This window comes from Microbacterium sp. Cr-K32 (genome assembly GCF_000708345.1).
GTDB classification, from domain to species: domain Bacteria; phylum Actinomycetota; class Actinomycetes; order Actinomycetales; family Microbacteriaceae; genus Microbacterium; species Microbacterium maritypicum_A.
Map to the genome: position 1 here is coordinate 1 of NZ_JARD01000005.1, position 14,005 is coordinate 14,005.

General features: G+C 65.5%; 14 protein-coding genes. 10 read left to right on the plus strand and 4 right to left on the minus strand.

Annotated elements, in window-relative coordinates; genetic code table 11:
• Positions 1-565: hypothetical protein (locus GZ64_RS19925; protein WP_197020491.1), on the plus strand; the 565-nt coding region annotated here is incomplete at its 5' end.
• Positions 566-1,972: 1,407 nt separating this feature from the next.
• Positions 1,973-2,320, plus strand: coding sequence for a hypothetical protein (locus GZ64_RS0100165; RefSeq protein ID WP_156040305.1), 348 nt, complete (start codon positions 1,973-1,975; stop codon positions 2,318-2,320).
• 519 nt (positions 2,321-2,839) lie between these two features.
• On the opposite strand, the gene GZ64_RS0100175 is transcribed toward GZ64_RS0100165, so the two are convergent.
• A complete protein-coding gene (locus GZ64_RS0100175) occupies positions 2,840-3,556 on the minus strand; it encodes a DUF4328 domain-containing protein (protein ID WP_081859621.1) in 717 nt (238 codons plus the stop codon).
• 210 nt (positions 3,557-3,766) lie between these two features.
• Here GZ64_RS0100175 and GZ64_RS0100180 point away from each other — a divergent pair, with 210 nt between their 5' ends.
• The 6 genes from GZ64_RS0100180 (at position 3,767) to GZ64_RS0100205 (ending at position 9,035) form a co-directional block, all read left to right on the plus strand.
• A complete protein-coding gene (locus GZ64_RS0100180; protein WP_029264714.1) occupies positions 3,767-5,203 on the plus strand; it encodes a dihydrolipoyl dehydrogenase family protein in 1,437 nt (478 codons plus the stop codon).
• 178 nt (positions 5,204-5,381) lie between these two features.
• Positions 5,382-5,684, plus strand: a complete 303-nt coding sequence (locus tag GZ64_RS0100185) for a DUF427 domain-containing protein (protein WP_021200122.1) — start codon at positions 5,382-5,384, stop codon at positions 5,682-5,684.
• 80 nt (positions 5,685-5,764) lie between these two features.
• Positions 5,765-6,637 (plus strand): ABC transporter ATP-binding protein, encoded by an 873-nt coding sequence (locus GZ64_RS0100190; RefSeq protein WP_029264715.1) that lies wholly within the window; start codon positions 5,765-5,767, stop codon positions 6,635-6,637.
• The gene (locus GZ64_RS0100195; RefSeq protein WP_021200124.1) at positions 6,634-7,317 is read left to right on the plus strand and encodes an ABC transporter permease; all 684 of its coding nucleotides are present in this window, start codon (positions 6,634-6,636) and stop codon (positions 7,315-7,317) included. Before GZ64_RS0100190 ends, GZ64_RS0100195 begins: the two co-directional genes overlap by 4 nt.
• Positions 7,314-8,039 (plus strand): ABC transporter permease, encoded by a 726-nt coding sequence (locus tag GZ64_RS0100200; protein WP_029258814.1) that lies wholly within the window; start codon positions 7,314-7,316, stop codon positions 8,037-8,039. The genes GZ64_RS0100195 and GZ64_RS0100200 overlap by 4 nt, the downstream gene beginning before the upstream one ends.
• Positions 8,040-8,120: 81 nt before the next feature.
• The gene (locus tag GZ64_RS0100205) at positions 8,121-9,035 is read left to right on the plus strand and encodes an ABC transporter substrate-binding protein (RefSeq protein ID WP_029264716.1); all 915 of its coding nucleotides are present in this window, start codon (positions 8,121-8,123) and stop codon (positions 9,033-9,035) included.
• A 63-nt stretch (positions 9,036-9,098) separates the two neighbouring features.
• Here GZ64_RS0100205 and GZ64_RS0100210 read toward each other — a convergent pair whose 3' ends face one another.
• A complete protein-coding gene (locus tag GZ64_RS0100210; protein ID WP_029258816.1) occupies positions 9,099-10,316 on the minus strand; it encodes an AI-2E family transporter in 1,218 nt (405 codons plus the stop codon).
• Between the two features lie 62 nt (positions 10,317-10,378).
• On the opposite strand from GZ64_RS0100210, the gene GZ64_RS0100215 reads away from it, so the two are divergent.
• Positions 10,379-10,678 (plus strand): chorismate mutase, encoded by a 300-nt coding sequence (locus GZ64_RS0100215; RefSeq protein WP_021200128.1) that lies wholly within the window; start codon positions 10,379-10,381, stop codon positions 10,676-10,678.
• A 164-nt stretch (positions 10,679-10,842) separates the two neighbouring features.
• Positions 10,843-12,009 carry an ROK family protein gene (locus GZ64_RS0100220; RefSeq protein WP_029264717.1) on the plus strand — a complete coding sequence of 389 codons (1,167 nt, stop codon included), beginning with the start codon at positions 10,843-10,845 and terminating at the stop codon, positions 12,007-12,009.
• Positions 12,010-12,090: 81 nt separating this feature from the next.
• Here the strand turns inward: GZ64_RS0100220 and GZ64_RS0100225 are convergent, their stop codons facing one another.
• A complete protein-coding gene (locus GZ64_RS0100225) occupies positions 12,091-13,017 on the minus strand; it encodes a carbohydrate ABC transporter permease (RefSeq protein ID WP_021200130.1) in 927 nt (308 codons plus the stop codon).
• Positions 13,018-13,019: 2 nt separating this feature from the next.
• The gene (locus GZ64_RS0100230; protein ID WP_029264718.1) at positions 13,020-13,991 is read right to left on the minus strand and encodes a carbohydrate ABC transporter permease; all 972 of its coding nucleotides are present in this window, start codon (positions 13,989-13,991) and stop codon (positions 13,020-13,022) included.
• Between the last annotated feature and the right edge of the window lie 14 nt (positions 13,992-14,005).

Below are 14,005 nucleotides of genomic sequence, written 5' to 3' on the forward strand. Positions count from 1 at the left end.
CGACCCGATCGAGGGTGGTGGGGCGAACGATTACTCCTGGCCCACCGACCCCGTCAACGGACACGACCTGACGGGAGAGAAGTGGTCGATCGAGAAGCCTGCGCAAGCCACGACGAAGGTGGCAAATCCGGCATCGAAGCAAAGCCGTCCCGTTCCACGCCCGACTAAACCCCTTCGTTGGGGCTACTTCATCCTGTCGAATTTCGGCGCAGCCATGAATGTGGCTGGTTTTGTGTCCGGGGCGATCAGCACGGGGCTCGCGGTCGCGGCGATAACCGTGAAGGCGCCGCCGCTCGCAGTGCCATTGCTCGGACTGGCATCGCTGGCTGGTTACGCCTCGACAGCATTTACGACAGTCGGTGTTCTGGCAGACTGCATTGCTCACAAATGGGACGCGATTTGTGGTCTTGGAGTTGCAGGCGCGGCAACGGCGGCTATCATCGGAATAGTCGGGGGTCCCGTAGGCGGAATCTTAGGCGGCGGAATATTCGGCACCATCACCGGGGGCGCAATGTTCCTGACCTCGTTACCTGGCGCGGCGAAGAGGCCTGAGATAGATTGGTAGTCTGGCGAGAGTATGAACATTTTGCAGAGTACCCCGTACGGGCCCACGACAACATTCGGACGCAATTTCGCGAGCGTCGGAGCGCTCATCCTAGGTGTGGGTTGCACAGCGCTTCCGGGGCTGCAGGGATCCCCCCTCCCAAGTGTGCTGTTCTTTGGTGCAATTGGGCTCTGCCTCGTTGGGTCGTTTTTCCTTCATGTCTATCGGTGGAGGAACGTCGTCAGGAAGGCTCATACTTCATCCACGGCAGCCGGTGCGCGCGGAGCTTTTGCCTTCATTCAGGCCAGGCGTGAGAGTTCAAGGGGACCGAGCAAGCGCACGCACTCGGGGTGGTTGCTGATTCTAGACGATCGAATTGCGGTTAGATCACAGCGTACGTCGAAGCGAAGTGAGGAGGTCGATATGTGCGCTGATATTCGTTTTAAAGATATTGAGAGCGTTTCCCGCAGTGAAACGACGAGCATCTCCTATACCGAACTTGCGATCACTACACATTCCGGAGATAGATGGCTTTTTATGCTCGCGCCGAGAAGCGGTTCTGGCTGGCACGGTCCGAGCGAAAAGGAAACCGAATTTGCTGCTACTCTTATCATGCAAGCGGTTAAAGCGCAGTAGCTTTTGCCGGAGCTCCGTGAGAGAGTATGCGGTTTATCGGTTCAGGACAAGCGCGTCGCGGATGATGTCGACTGTCGGAGCCGGTTTTCACCCCGGCCTTCAGGTGGTTCGACACAGCTAGAGGACCTCGACAGCTTGCGTCGGTGTCGCATGACGGTTGCACCGATTGCAGGAGGGCGCGCACCCGGGTGGGCCGGCTTTGAGCAGGGCGGGTTTGGCGCGGAGTGTGGGCCTGCAATCCCTGGGTTCCTAGGAGAAATCTAGTTATGGCGCGTGCTTGGGTTGGTACGACTGGAATATCTTCGTATTTTTCACTACCGGTCTTATTGGAGCTCGTGTGGATGGGTACACGCGAGGGTTGCGCTACGTAAGGGTGGTCGATATGAGCGAAATCTCACACAGAGTGGGAAGGATGGGTCGAACACTGCAAAAGTTGGATAGTGAGTCATCGCGATCGAGGACGTAGGTGAGTTTGAATCGCGGTCCATCGTTCGGTTCTTCCTTTAGGCGACGTGGTGGCCGAACATGGCTGCGTCAGATTAGCTTCGCCGTGCGAGCCGTGAACGGGTGGTTGCGGGGCATCGAGTCTCAGAAGGTCAAACGCTGACGATGTATGCAAGCTGCGTCCCCTCGGGGTCCTCCTATCTCTTGGCTTTTGGGTTCGGGGCCGCGCTCATAGTGCTCAGCTCCTGGATGGTTTTACTGATGCGGGCGGTTTATCGGGATGATGCTGGCTTCCGACGCGGCCTCGCGAACGCAGCGCCTCTGTGGGCACCGGGGATCGCCGGTGTCGTGACGCTGTTCAACTTCAAGGATTCGTTGATCGGCTGGGTTCAGACCTGTCTTCCGGTGGATGGGTGGAGCGCTCTGGGCTCGGTGTTCATCGGGCTCGGCGTTGCTGTGGCTCTGACCGCGGTTGGCCGGCTGATCTACAACCGGATCCGTGTCGGCACCACTGGCGACCCCGACAGCAACGAGGAAGAGACCAGGGCGCAGCATTCATCAACAGGTGACGCGACGGTAGAGAAGCGTCCCCGAAACCTGCCTGTGGAGCGCCGACGGGTAATCGTCGAATACGCCATCACCTATGGCGCCGCGGTCCTTCTCCTCGTCATCGGTGCAGGGCTGTCCTGGCTCTGAGAGCGCCCCAAGAGGTAGTCAAAGAATCAATTGGGTGAGACATGGAGAAGATAGCGGGCTCTGCGACGGGTGCTCGAGTGGGCGGCCTCTTCTGGGGCGCCGCCGCGAGCGCGTTGACGGTCGCGGTGAGTTGGGGCACGTCCTCGTGGTGGATTGGCGCATGCGTGTGCTTCTTGGCGGTGGCCGCGGTCGTACGTTCACTCTTCCTCGGGGTGTGGGTGGAGCCAGGTGCGGTTGTCGTGTGCGCCTGGTTTCGTAGACGCCACTTCAGATCAGGAGAGGTCGCAGCTGTCGACAAACAGCTCTACTACGGTGCGGGAGGGGTGGGCGTCGGCTGGCTCCCGTTCGTGGGGTCGGTGCGGATGATCGAGATCGAGTGCGTCGATGGAAAGCGAATTCCGTTGCCATCGACGATCGGTCGCCGAAACCGTGTGCTGCACCTCGCGAGGCGGATGCGTGAGGCTCTGAGTCTTCCTTCGCGCTGAGAGGGTTGATTCCCGGCGCGACGACGGTTTCGGGTTACCGCTGCTGTGGACGGTGGATCACGCCCTGTGTGATTCCACGGATGATGATGAAGGCCATCAAGGCGGCGGCGATGAGGAAGGCCTCGCCCAGAATGCTGGACCACATCGTGGCGCGGATCTGCTCCAGCGCTTCGGTGCGTGAGTCGATCTGGTTCGACCATTTGAACGAGATGAAGCTGGCGATCCAGAGAAGCCACCACACGATCAGCCAGCGTGGGGGAGTGCGGCCGATCGCTCGCCAGAGGTCAGAAATGTCTTGGAAGGGGCGCCAGAGGGCGAGGATGGGGATAAACCAGTCCCCGGCGTGCCAGCCGGCGGCGCGACGGGTGAGCCCGGGGACTTGCAGGGCGACACGGTACTGCCAGGTGGCCCACAGCGCCGCGGCGGCGGTCAGCGAAAGCGTCGCCAGTGCGTTGCCGACGGTCCAGGTCCAGTCGTACAGGTGGAGAGTCTGGACGGCCGAGGTATTCCCAACGAGATAGCTGGTGATGGCCGTGATGCCCATGGCCTCGACGCCAACGAGCACGAGCGCCAGAACACCGCAGACGATGACCATGACCTGGGTCGCGGTGGCGAGCTTGGTGATTGTCCGCAACGTAGCCTGTTCGTTCGGTGGTCGTAGCCAGCTGGCTCCGTTCCACCACCATGTGGCCTGGGTGTCATCCGGTGCCGGGTACCAACCAGGCGGTGGGGGAGTGATGGCGCTGCTCATCGTTGGGCGTCCTCGGAGATCGTGCGGCTAACAGCGCGCGGAGCGGATCTGCGTGCGGGGCCTCCGCCGCCGATCGAAACAACGAACCACACTCTATGGCCTGCCACAGGCGTCCCCCGCGCCACGCCGCCGGGAACAACTCACCCGTGACTCGACGTTGCTCATGAGCGAGACTGGGCCACGTAACCGGCTCACGGAGAGGTGCGACGCATGAACGCTGCGGAGAAGACCGACGAGTACGACCTGATCGTGTTGGGCGGTGGTCCGGTGGGCGAGAATGTCGCCGATCGCGCCGTGCAGGGCGGACTCACCGCGATCATCGTGGAGAGCGAGCTTGTCGGAGGCGAGTGTTCCTACTGGGCGTGCATGCCGTCGAAGGCGCTGCTGCGTTCGGCGCAGGCGCTCAGGGCAGCTCAGCACGTGGGTGGGTCTTCGCAGGCGGTGACCGGAAAGCTCGATGTGCGCGCCGTGTTCGACCGCCGCGACTCGTTCACCAGCAACTGGTCGGACGACGGTCAGGTCAAGTGGCTCGAGTCGGCCGGCATCGACCTGGCCCGCGGCCACGGCCGCATCACGGGCGAACGCGAGGTGACCGTGACCGATGCCGACGGCGCCGAGCGCGTGCTCACGGCCCGGCACGCTGTCGCGATCAGCACCGGATCGGATGCCGTCATCCCGCCCATCGACGGACTCCGCGGGGCCACCCCGTGGACCAGCCGCGAGGCGACGAGCGCAGAAGAGCTGCCCGAGAGCCTGGCCGTCATCGGCGGAGGCGTCGTGGCCGTCGAGATGGCGACTGCCTATGCCGCACTCGGCTCGAAGGTCACCGTGATCGCCCGCAGCGGCCTGCTCGGCGGGATGGAGCCCTTCGCGGGCGAGCGCGTCGCCGCAGGCCTCAAGGAACTCGGCGTCGACGTGCGCACCGGCACGGGCACCACATCCGTGCGCCGCGGCGCGGACGGCGTGACCATCATCCTCGACGGCGGCGAGGAGATCACCGCGACCGAGGTGCTGGCCGCGACGGGTCGCTCGCCCCGAAGCGGTGACATCGGCCTCGACGTCGTGGGACTGGAACCCGGTCGCTGGATCGAGACGGACGACACGCTCCGCGTCCCCGGATCCGACTGGCTCTATGCGGTCGGCGACGTCAACGGGCGCGTGCTCCTCACCCACCAGGGCAAGTACCAGGCGCGCGCTGCCGGCGATGTGATCGTCGCCCGCGCCCAGGGCGAAGATGTCGACGATGCCCCGTGGGGCCGTCACGTCGCCACGGCCGACCAGGCCGCTGTCCCGCAGGTCACGTTCTCGATCCCCGAGGTCGGCTCCGTCGGGCTCACCGAGGGCCAGGCGGTCAAGGCCGGTATCGCGGTGAAGGCCGTCGACTACGACCTGGGCTGGGTCGCCGGCGCGAGCCTCTACGAAGACGGCTTCGAAGGCCAGGCGCGGCTCGTGGTCGACACCGACCGCGACGTCGTGATCGGTGCGACGTTCGTCGGTCCTGAGGTGGCGGAACTGGTGCACGCGGCGACCGTGGCGGTCGTTGGAGAGGTGCCGATCGCCCGCCTCTGGCATGCGGTGCCGTCGTACCCCACGATCAGCGAGATCTGGCTGCGACTGCTCGAGGGGTACGGTCGCGACTCCGCCTGATCGACACTGGGGCGTGACCCGCATCGGGGTCTGATCCCGCCGTCCGTGGCAATCCGTTCTTCCGATCGCATCGAACAGGATCCGGATTGTTTCTCATATTGACGGCCGCGGCGCAACCCTCACCCCCGATGTCCGCACCGTCTTATACGCTCATACCCACATCCGAGGAGGCAGGACCATGAAGGCTGTACTCGCAGGAACCGTCATCGCCGAAGCCGACGAGAGTGATCTCGCCCGCATCGAGGGGAACTGGTACTTCCCACCGGCGTCCATCACGCCCGGAGTGCTCGTCGAGAGCCCCACGCCCTACACCTGTCCGTGGAAGGGGGCCGCTCAGTACTACTCGGTGCAGACCGAGGGCGAGCTCCACACCGACTACGCCTGGTCGTACCCGAACCCCTACCCCTCGGCATTCGACCGCGTCGGCAAGGACTTCTCCGGGTTCGTGGCGTTCGATCCCCGTGTCGAGGTCGGCCCGTAGCCATCTGAAGAGCCCCGTAGCCATCAGAAGAGCCTAGACTCGTCCGCTCACACATCGATCGACCGACTGGAGACCAGCCCATGATCGAGTTCCGCAACGTCACCAAGCGCTTCCCCGGCGGCGCCCTCGCCGTCAATGACTTCAGCCTCGTGTTGCCCTCGCGCAAGACCACGGTGTTCGTCGGCTCGTCCGGCTGCGGTAAGACCACTCTGCTCCGCATGATCAACCGCATGGTCGAGCCGACTTCCGGCGAGGTCGAGATCGACGGCGAGAGCGTGCTCCAGGGTGACCCGGTGGCCCTGCGTCGACGCATCGGCTACGTGATGCAGAACTCCGGCCTCATGCCGCACTTCACGGTCATCGACAACGTGGCCACGGTGCTGCGCCTGACCGGCGTGAAGAAGGCTGCCGCCCATAAGCGCGCACGGGAACTGCTCGACACGGTCGGCCTCGACCAGGCGCTCGCCGACCGCTACCCGAGCCAGCTCTCCGGCGGCCAGCAGCAGCGCGTCGGCGTCGCCCGCGGCCTCGCCGCCGACCCGAACATCCTGCTCATGGACGAGCCCTTCGGTGCGGTCGACCCCATCGTGCGGGCCGACCTGCAGCAGGAGACCCTGCGGCTGCAGCGCGAGCTCGACAAGACGGTCGTGTTCGTCACGCACGACATCGACGAGGCGTTCCTGCTCGGCGACCAGGTCGTCATCCTCGACAAGGGTGCGCGCATCGTTCAGGTGGGCAGCCCCAGCGAGATCATCGAGAACCCTGCGGACGACTTCGTCTCGGCGTTCATCGGCGCCGAACGCGGTCGCCGTGCTCTGCACCTCAAGCAGACGCCGCACGGCACCGTGGTGGTCGACGGCGAGGGTCGCACCCAGGGGGCGATCATCGATGTTCCTGATGCCGTGACCGACGCGCTTCTGAGCGAGGAGAGCGCGACGAAGGGCGCTCCGTGAACTGGATCGGCGACAATCTCGGCCTCATCCTCGAGCTGACCGGGATCCACCTGCAGCAGAGCGCGATCGCCATCGTGCTCGGCTTCGTGCTGTCGCTGCCGCTGGGGTGGGTCGCATGGCGTTATCAGCTGGTGAAGGGGCCGGTCATCGTTCTCACCGGACTCCTCTACACGATCCCCTCGCTCGCGCTCCTGATCCTGCTCCCGTCCGTCGCCGGATATCCCGCCCGCAGCCCCGTGAACCTCATCATCGGCCTCACGATCTACGCGGTCGCGATCCTGGTGCGCGCGGTGTCCGACGGCCTCGACTCGGTCGACCCCGCCATCCGGCAATCCGCGACCGCGATGGGATACGGCGGCTTCCGCCGATTCTGGACCGTCGACTTCCCGCTCGCCGGACCCGTCGTGCTCGCCGGGCTCCGCGTGGCGGCCGTCAGCACCATCTCCCTCGCCACGGTCGGCATCCTGGTCGGCGTGAACAACCTCGGTTACCTGTTCACCAACGGCCTGCAGCGTCGCATCCTCGCCGAGGTGTTCGCCGGCGTCATCGCGGTGGTCGTGATCGCGCTCGTGATCGACCTGCTGCTCCTTCTCCTGGGTCGCGCACTGATGCCGTGGACGCGCGCGGCGAAGACACCGTCGGCCGCACGACAGGCCGCCACCCTGAGGACCGCCGCATGAACGTGTTCACCGACGCCTTCGCCTGGCTCTTCTCCCCTGACCGCTGGGAGGGGCCGTACTCGCTGCCCATCCTGTTCGGCCAGCACATGTACTACACGCTGATCTCGGTGCTCATCGCCGGCATCATTGCGATTCCCCTGGGGTGGCTCATCGGTCACACCGGCAAAGGCCGTGAGATCGCGGTCGCGGTCTCCGGCGCGGCACGTGCCATCCCGTCTTTCGGCCTCATGGTGCTGCTCGTGCTGATCCTGGGCGTGCTCCGGGTTCCCGAAGCCGCGATCATCACGTTCGTGCTCCTGGCCATCCCATCGCTCCTCGCCGGTGCCTACACCGGGCTGGAAGCCATCGACCGTCGGGTGCTCGACTCCGCGCGCTCGATGGGCATGACCGAGTGGCAGGTGTTCTGGAAGGTCGAGGTGCCCCTCGGGCTGCCTCTTCTCGTCGGCGGCATCCGGGCGGCACTCCTGCAGGTGATCGCCACGGTCACCATCGCCGCCTACGTGAATCTCGGCGGACTCGGTTGGCCGATCATCCAGGGCATCCCGCTGCGCAAGTTCGACCAGGTGCTCGGAGGGGCGATCCTCGTCGCGGTGCTCGCCCTGGTCGTCGACCTGATCTTCGCCCTGCTCCAGCACGCCGCCGTCCCCGCGGGGGTGCGCGCACCGACCACCACACGTCGCTCGCGCGCGGCCGCTGCCTCGCCGGCACCGGCCACCGCCTGACGCCCATCATCCGACTCATCCCACAGCCCTCACACCGTCCCACAGCACCAACCCCGTTGTCCCAGAGAAGAGGAAGTCCTCATGTTCACAGCACGTAAGTCACGACTCGCCCTTGCCGGTGGTGCCGCGCTCGCCGCGGTGCTCGTCCTCGGCGGCTGCGCGAACAGCAACCCGCTCGACGCCCCGAGCGAAGGCTCGAGCTCCGGCGGCGACACGATCGTCATCGGCTCGCAGGCGTATTACTCGAACGAGATCATCGCCGAGATCTATGCGCAGGCTCTCGAGGGGGCGGGGTTCAAGGTCGACAAGCAGTTCAACATCGGACAGCGCGACGCCTACATGCCCGATGTCGAGTCCGGCGCGATCGACCTGTTCCCGGAGTACACGGGCAACCTGCTCGAGTACCTCGACAAGGACGCGACCGCCACCAGCCCGGAAGACGTCTACGCCGCGCTGAAGGAGGCGCTGCCCAAGGGCCTGACCGCTCTCGACTACGCCGAGGCGTCTGACCAAGACACCTACACGGTGCTGAAGAGCTTCGCCGAGGAGAACGGCCTCACCACGATCGGCGACCTCTCGAAGGTCACGACCCCGGTGACGATCGGTGCCGCTCCGGAGTTCGAGCAGCGTCCGTACGGTCCGGCTGCGGCCAAGGAGGTCTACGGCGTCGATCTCGGCTTCTCGGCCACCGGCCCGACCACGCTCGAGTCCCTGCTGGCCGGTGAGATCCAGGTCGCCGACATCTACTCGGCAGACCCGGCCTTCCAGACCGAAGACATCGTCGCGCTCGAAGACCCGGAGAACATCATCCTGGCCTCGAACGTCGTGCCGATCGCATCGAGCGACGTCGCCGACGAGATCTCCGACGTGATCAACGCGGTCAGCAAGAAGCTCACCGCCGAGGAGCTGGTGGGGCTGAACGTGCAGAGCACGGTCGACCAGAAGTCGGCAGAGGACATCGCCAAGAAGTGGCTGGCAGACAACGACCTCAGCTGAGTCGTCACCACGCAGAAGCGCCCGGGCCCCTGAGGGTCCGGGCGCTTCTGCGTTGCGGGCGGGTCAGATCCGGGCGTCCTGCTTCGGGACGAGAACCTGTTTGATGATGATGAGGATCGACGCGGTCACCGGCACGGCGACCAGCGCCCCGAGCAGACCGAGCAGCGTGCCGCCGGCGAGAGCACCGATCACGACGAGAGAACCCGGCACCGAGACCGCCTTGTTCATGACGCGAGGGGTGATCACGTAGGCCTCGATCTGCATGTAGACGAGGTAGATCGCCGCGAAGATCAGGGCGGCGATCGGGTTGGTGAACAGCGCCAGGCAGGTGCCGAGGATCCAGAACAGCACCGAGCCGACCAGCGGGATCAACGTGATGCAGAAGGCGATGGCCGCCATCAGCGGGGGGAACGGCAACCCGAGGAAGAGGTAGAGCAGGAACGCGAGCGTCGCGTTGCAGAACGCGAGCACGACCATGCCCATCACGTAGCCGCCGACCGAGTCGGTGATCTGGTCGGTGATGTCGCCGGCACGAGCGCGGTCGCGGGCGGGGGCGAGACGCAGCAGACCCTGCTTCATCGACGGCAGCGACGCGAGGAAGTACAACGTCAGCACGAGCACGACGATGGCTCCGGAGATGCTGGTGGCGATCGAAGCGCCCACGGCCAGGGCGCCGCCGCCGATCGTCGCGAGGTTGCCGAAGTCGGTGAGGAAGGACTGCACCTGGGCGACCAGTTCTTGGAACTGGTCGCCGAACTGGGCTTCGAGGGTCGCGTAGATGTCGCTGTGTGTGAAGTCCTTGATCATGCCGGGCACGGACTGCACGAAGCTCACGATCTGATCGATCACGACGGGAACGATCATCCAGAGCACGAGGGCGAACACCACGATGAGTGCGAGGATCGTGATGACCACCGAGATCACACGCGAGAGGCCACGGCGTTCCAGGAACCGTACGGCGGGGTCGAGTCCGAGCGCACCGAACAGGGCGAGGGCGATGTAGATGAGCACGGTCGACAGGTTCGACAGCGCGAGGCCGATCACGATCGCCCCGAGTCCACCCAGCGTCACGAGGAAGCCGAACACGAACGGGCGGTCGATGCGCGTCCAGAACGAACGGCTCGGCGTCGTCGGCTCGATCACGACCGGGATCGGAGCGTCTGCGACGGCCGGCACGGATGCGGGTGCGGCCTTGCGACGGCCGGTCGCCGGCGCGGCGGGAGTCGCGGCGGATGCGTCGTCGTCGTGGGGCGCGGATTCCGGCGGCTCTTCGTTGCTCATGTGCTCACGATAGCGGTGCCATGGATCGAAACCAGGATGTCACGCGGCTCTAGAGTAGGGGCATGACCGCCGCCGAGGACCCGAAGGCCGAACTGCTCCGGCTTCGCGCCACCATCGACAACATCGACGCCGCACTGATCTTCATGCTGGCCGAGCGCTTCCGCGCGACTCAGCAGGTCGGGCATCTGAAAGCGGAGCATGAGATGCCGGCATCGGACCCGAATCGGGAGGAACAGCAGGTCGCCCGGCTGCGTGCTCTCGCCGAGGAAGCGCACCTCGACCCGGAGTTCGCGGAGAAGTGGTTCAACTTCGTGGTGGCAGAGGTCATCCGTCACCACACCGAAGCGGCCGAGAGCCGCTGAGGAGGAGGAGCCGGACGGGCGACGGTGTGTGCAGCACTCGCCCGTCCGGAGCTTTGTGAGATTCATTGACCAACTAAGTTCAATGAATAAACTTAGGGAGAGACTACGGATCGCGCCACGATCTGTCAACAGCTCGCGACGGGCGAGCGTCGGAACGGGAACACATGCTCAGCACGGATGACGGCCTCGACACCCAGGCGTCTGTTCGGCGTGCGAACCTGCGCCGGGCTCTGCAGCTGGTCTTCCGGAATCCGGGCACGCAGACGCGCGCGGGCATCGCGAGGTCGAGCGGGCTGACCGCCGCCACCGCGTCATCGCTGGTCGCCGAACTCATCGAGAACCGGCTGATCGTCGAAGGGGAGCAGGCGGCGAGCACCGGTGGCAAACGGGCGACCACTCTGAGCGTCGATGCGGACCATCACCTGATCCTGGTGCTGGTGATCCAGCCCCTGCACGCCGACATCGCTCTCGTGGCGCTCGACGGCACCGAGGTCGACCTCCGTCGCGTGAGCTACACCGCCGAGAACCGCGACCGCACCCTCGACGAGGCGGTGTCGGCCGTGGCGGAGGAGTTCGGCGGACGGCTCCTGGCCGCCGGCGTGCAGCTGCCGGGCACGACCGATGGGCGATCGGTGCTCGAGAGCGTGCAGCTCAAGTGGCAGAACGTCCCCCTCGCCGACCGGTTCGAGCGTGTGCTGGGAGCGCCCGTGCTGCTGATCAACGACGTCGACGCCGAAGCCATCGCCGAGGCGGGTATGGAGGAGTCGCCGTCCGGCTACCGCCTCTTCATCCATCTCGGCGGCGGTGTCGGCGCGGCCGTCACGCTCGACGGCGAGCTGGCTCCCGGCCCCCGAGACCGCGCGGGTGAGATCGGACATGTGCAGGTCGTGTTCGGCGACGCCGCGCGCGCCTGCCGATGCGGGCAGCGCGGCTGCCTGGAATCGGCCGCCGCTCTCGGGGCGATGCTCGGCGACGAGTTCTCCGACGCCATGGATGCCCCGGAGATCCGCGCGCTCGCGGCTCAGGCCGACGAGGAGCAACTCGATGAGGGGGCTCGCGCGCTGGCCAGAGCCGTCAAGCTCATCGGCGCGCTGCTCGACCCGATCGAGGTCGTCATCGGCGGCCCGGCAACCGAGCTCGGACCGCGCTTCCTCGATCGCGTGCGCCGTGAGACCGAGTACCCCGCCCGCGGCACGGCGCAGGTTCCGGTGCGCTACGCCGATCCTCGTGTGTCGCTCGCCGCCGGAGCCGCCCAGGCCGCACTGACGTCGGCGCTCGGCGTGCGCTGGAATCCCGAGCAGCTGCGCGCGGCATCGACGTCGCGCTCCTGACCGGCAGACGCACATCCGCCCGACGGGTGCTCCCATCGGGCGGATGTCGTCAAGCGGATGTCGACGCGCGGATGCGGAGGGCTACTTGACGCTGCCCGCCGTCAAGCCACCGACGAGACGCTTCTCGATGAGCATGAACAGGATGACCACGGGCAGGATCGCGACGATCGAGACGCCGAACACGTACTGCCAGCTCGTCTCGTACTGACCGACGAACTTGGTCAGAGCGACCGACAACGGCTGGTTCTTGTCGGTCGACAGGATCACGAGCGACGCCGCGAACTCGTTCCAGCAGGCGACGAAGGTGAACACGATCGCCGTGACGATGCCCGGCCACACGAGCGGCAGGTTGATCTTGAACAGCACGGTGAAGCGCCCGGCGCCGTCGATCTGGGCGGCCTCGTCGACCTCTTTGGGGATGCCGGCGAAGAACGAGTGCATGATCCACACCGCGAACGACAGGTTGAAGGCCGCGTTGATGAAGATCATCGCGATCCAGGTGTCGCCGAGTCCGAGCACGGTGAACTGGCGGAACAGACCCGAGGTGAGCACGGCCGGCTGCAGCATCTGCGTGACGATGACCAGGAACAGGAACACCATGCGGCCGGGGAACTTGAAGCGCGCCGTGTAGTACGCCGCCGGAAGCGAGACCAGCAGGACCAGCAGCGTCGCGAACACGGCGATGACGATGGTCGAGATCAGGTTGTACGGCAGGGGCGTCTCGGGGGTGGACCACATCGAGATGTAGTTCTCCCAGTGCCACTCGATCGGGAGGTAGGTCGGATCGACCGACCGGATCTGCGACTTGGTCTTCACCGAGCCGAAGAACATGATCAGGTAGGGCAGCACGAAGATGGCGAGCACCAGGAGACCGGCGACGGTGCGCAGGATCACCCGGGGCAGCGTGACCTGGTCTTCGGTGTAGCGGCGCTTGCGGCCGGGCGTCGGCGGCGTGCGACGACCGCGGCCTCCGGCGGTGGTCACGAGCTCGGTCTCGGTCATGGTCATGATCAGACCTCCTTCATGGGCTTGACGATCTTCACGTACGCCGCGACGATCACGATGACGATGAGGAACGCGACCACCGACAGGGCGCTCGCGACATCGACCTTCTTCTGCAGCTCGATGTATTTGAAGATCAGGGTCATGATCGTGTCGGCGCCGTAGCCGGGGATCGACCCGGTCATCACCTTCAGGATCGGCAGCGAGTTGAAGACGTTGATGATGTTGATGAGGATGGCCACGGCCAGAGCGCTGCGCAGCTGCGGCAGCACGATCGACCAGTAGGTGCGGGCAGGGCCGGCGCCGTCCATCTTCGCCGCCTCGATCGCGTCGGCCGGGACCGACTGGAGTCCGGCGAGGATCGTGTAGGTCGTGAAGGGGAGCGACACGAAGATCGCGATCACGATCGACCAGGTGAAGGCCGTCGCGGGGTTCTTCGTCCAGCCGTAGCCCACCGCGTCATCGGAGAGCCCGATGTCGTAGAGGAACTTGTTGAAGATGCCGAAGTACGGCTCGAGGCTGTAGTAGAACACCATGGTCGTCATCACGACGGATGCGGCCCACGGCACGATCACGGCCATGCGCACGAGCTGGCGCCCGGGGAAGGCCTTGTTCAGGATCTGCGCCAGACCGAGCGAGATCACGACCGTGAGGGTCACGACCGCGACCACCCACACGATCGTGCGGAAGAAGATCGGCCAGAACTCGGTGAACGTGAAGACCGTGACGAAGTTGTCGAAGCCCACGGACCCCTTGTCGAGGCCCGACAGGGAGATGTCACGCGTCGAGTTGAAGAACATCACCCCGGCGGGGAACAGCACGACGCCGATGATGAGCAGCAGCGCCGGTGCGATCCACGGCAGCGCTTGGAGAAGATCCTTTCCGCCCGGCCTGCCACGCGTGGCATCCGGGGTCTTCGGAGTGCGGGGGCGGCTCTTCGCCGCCCCCGCGAGGTTCGAGGACTCTGTCTTCTGGCTCATTCGGGTACCCGAAC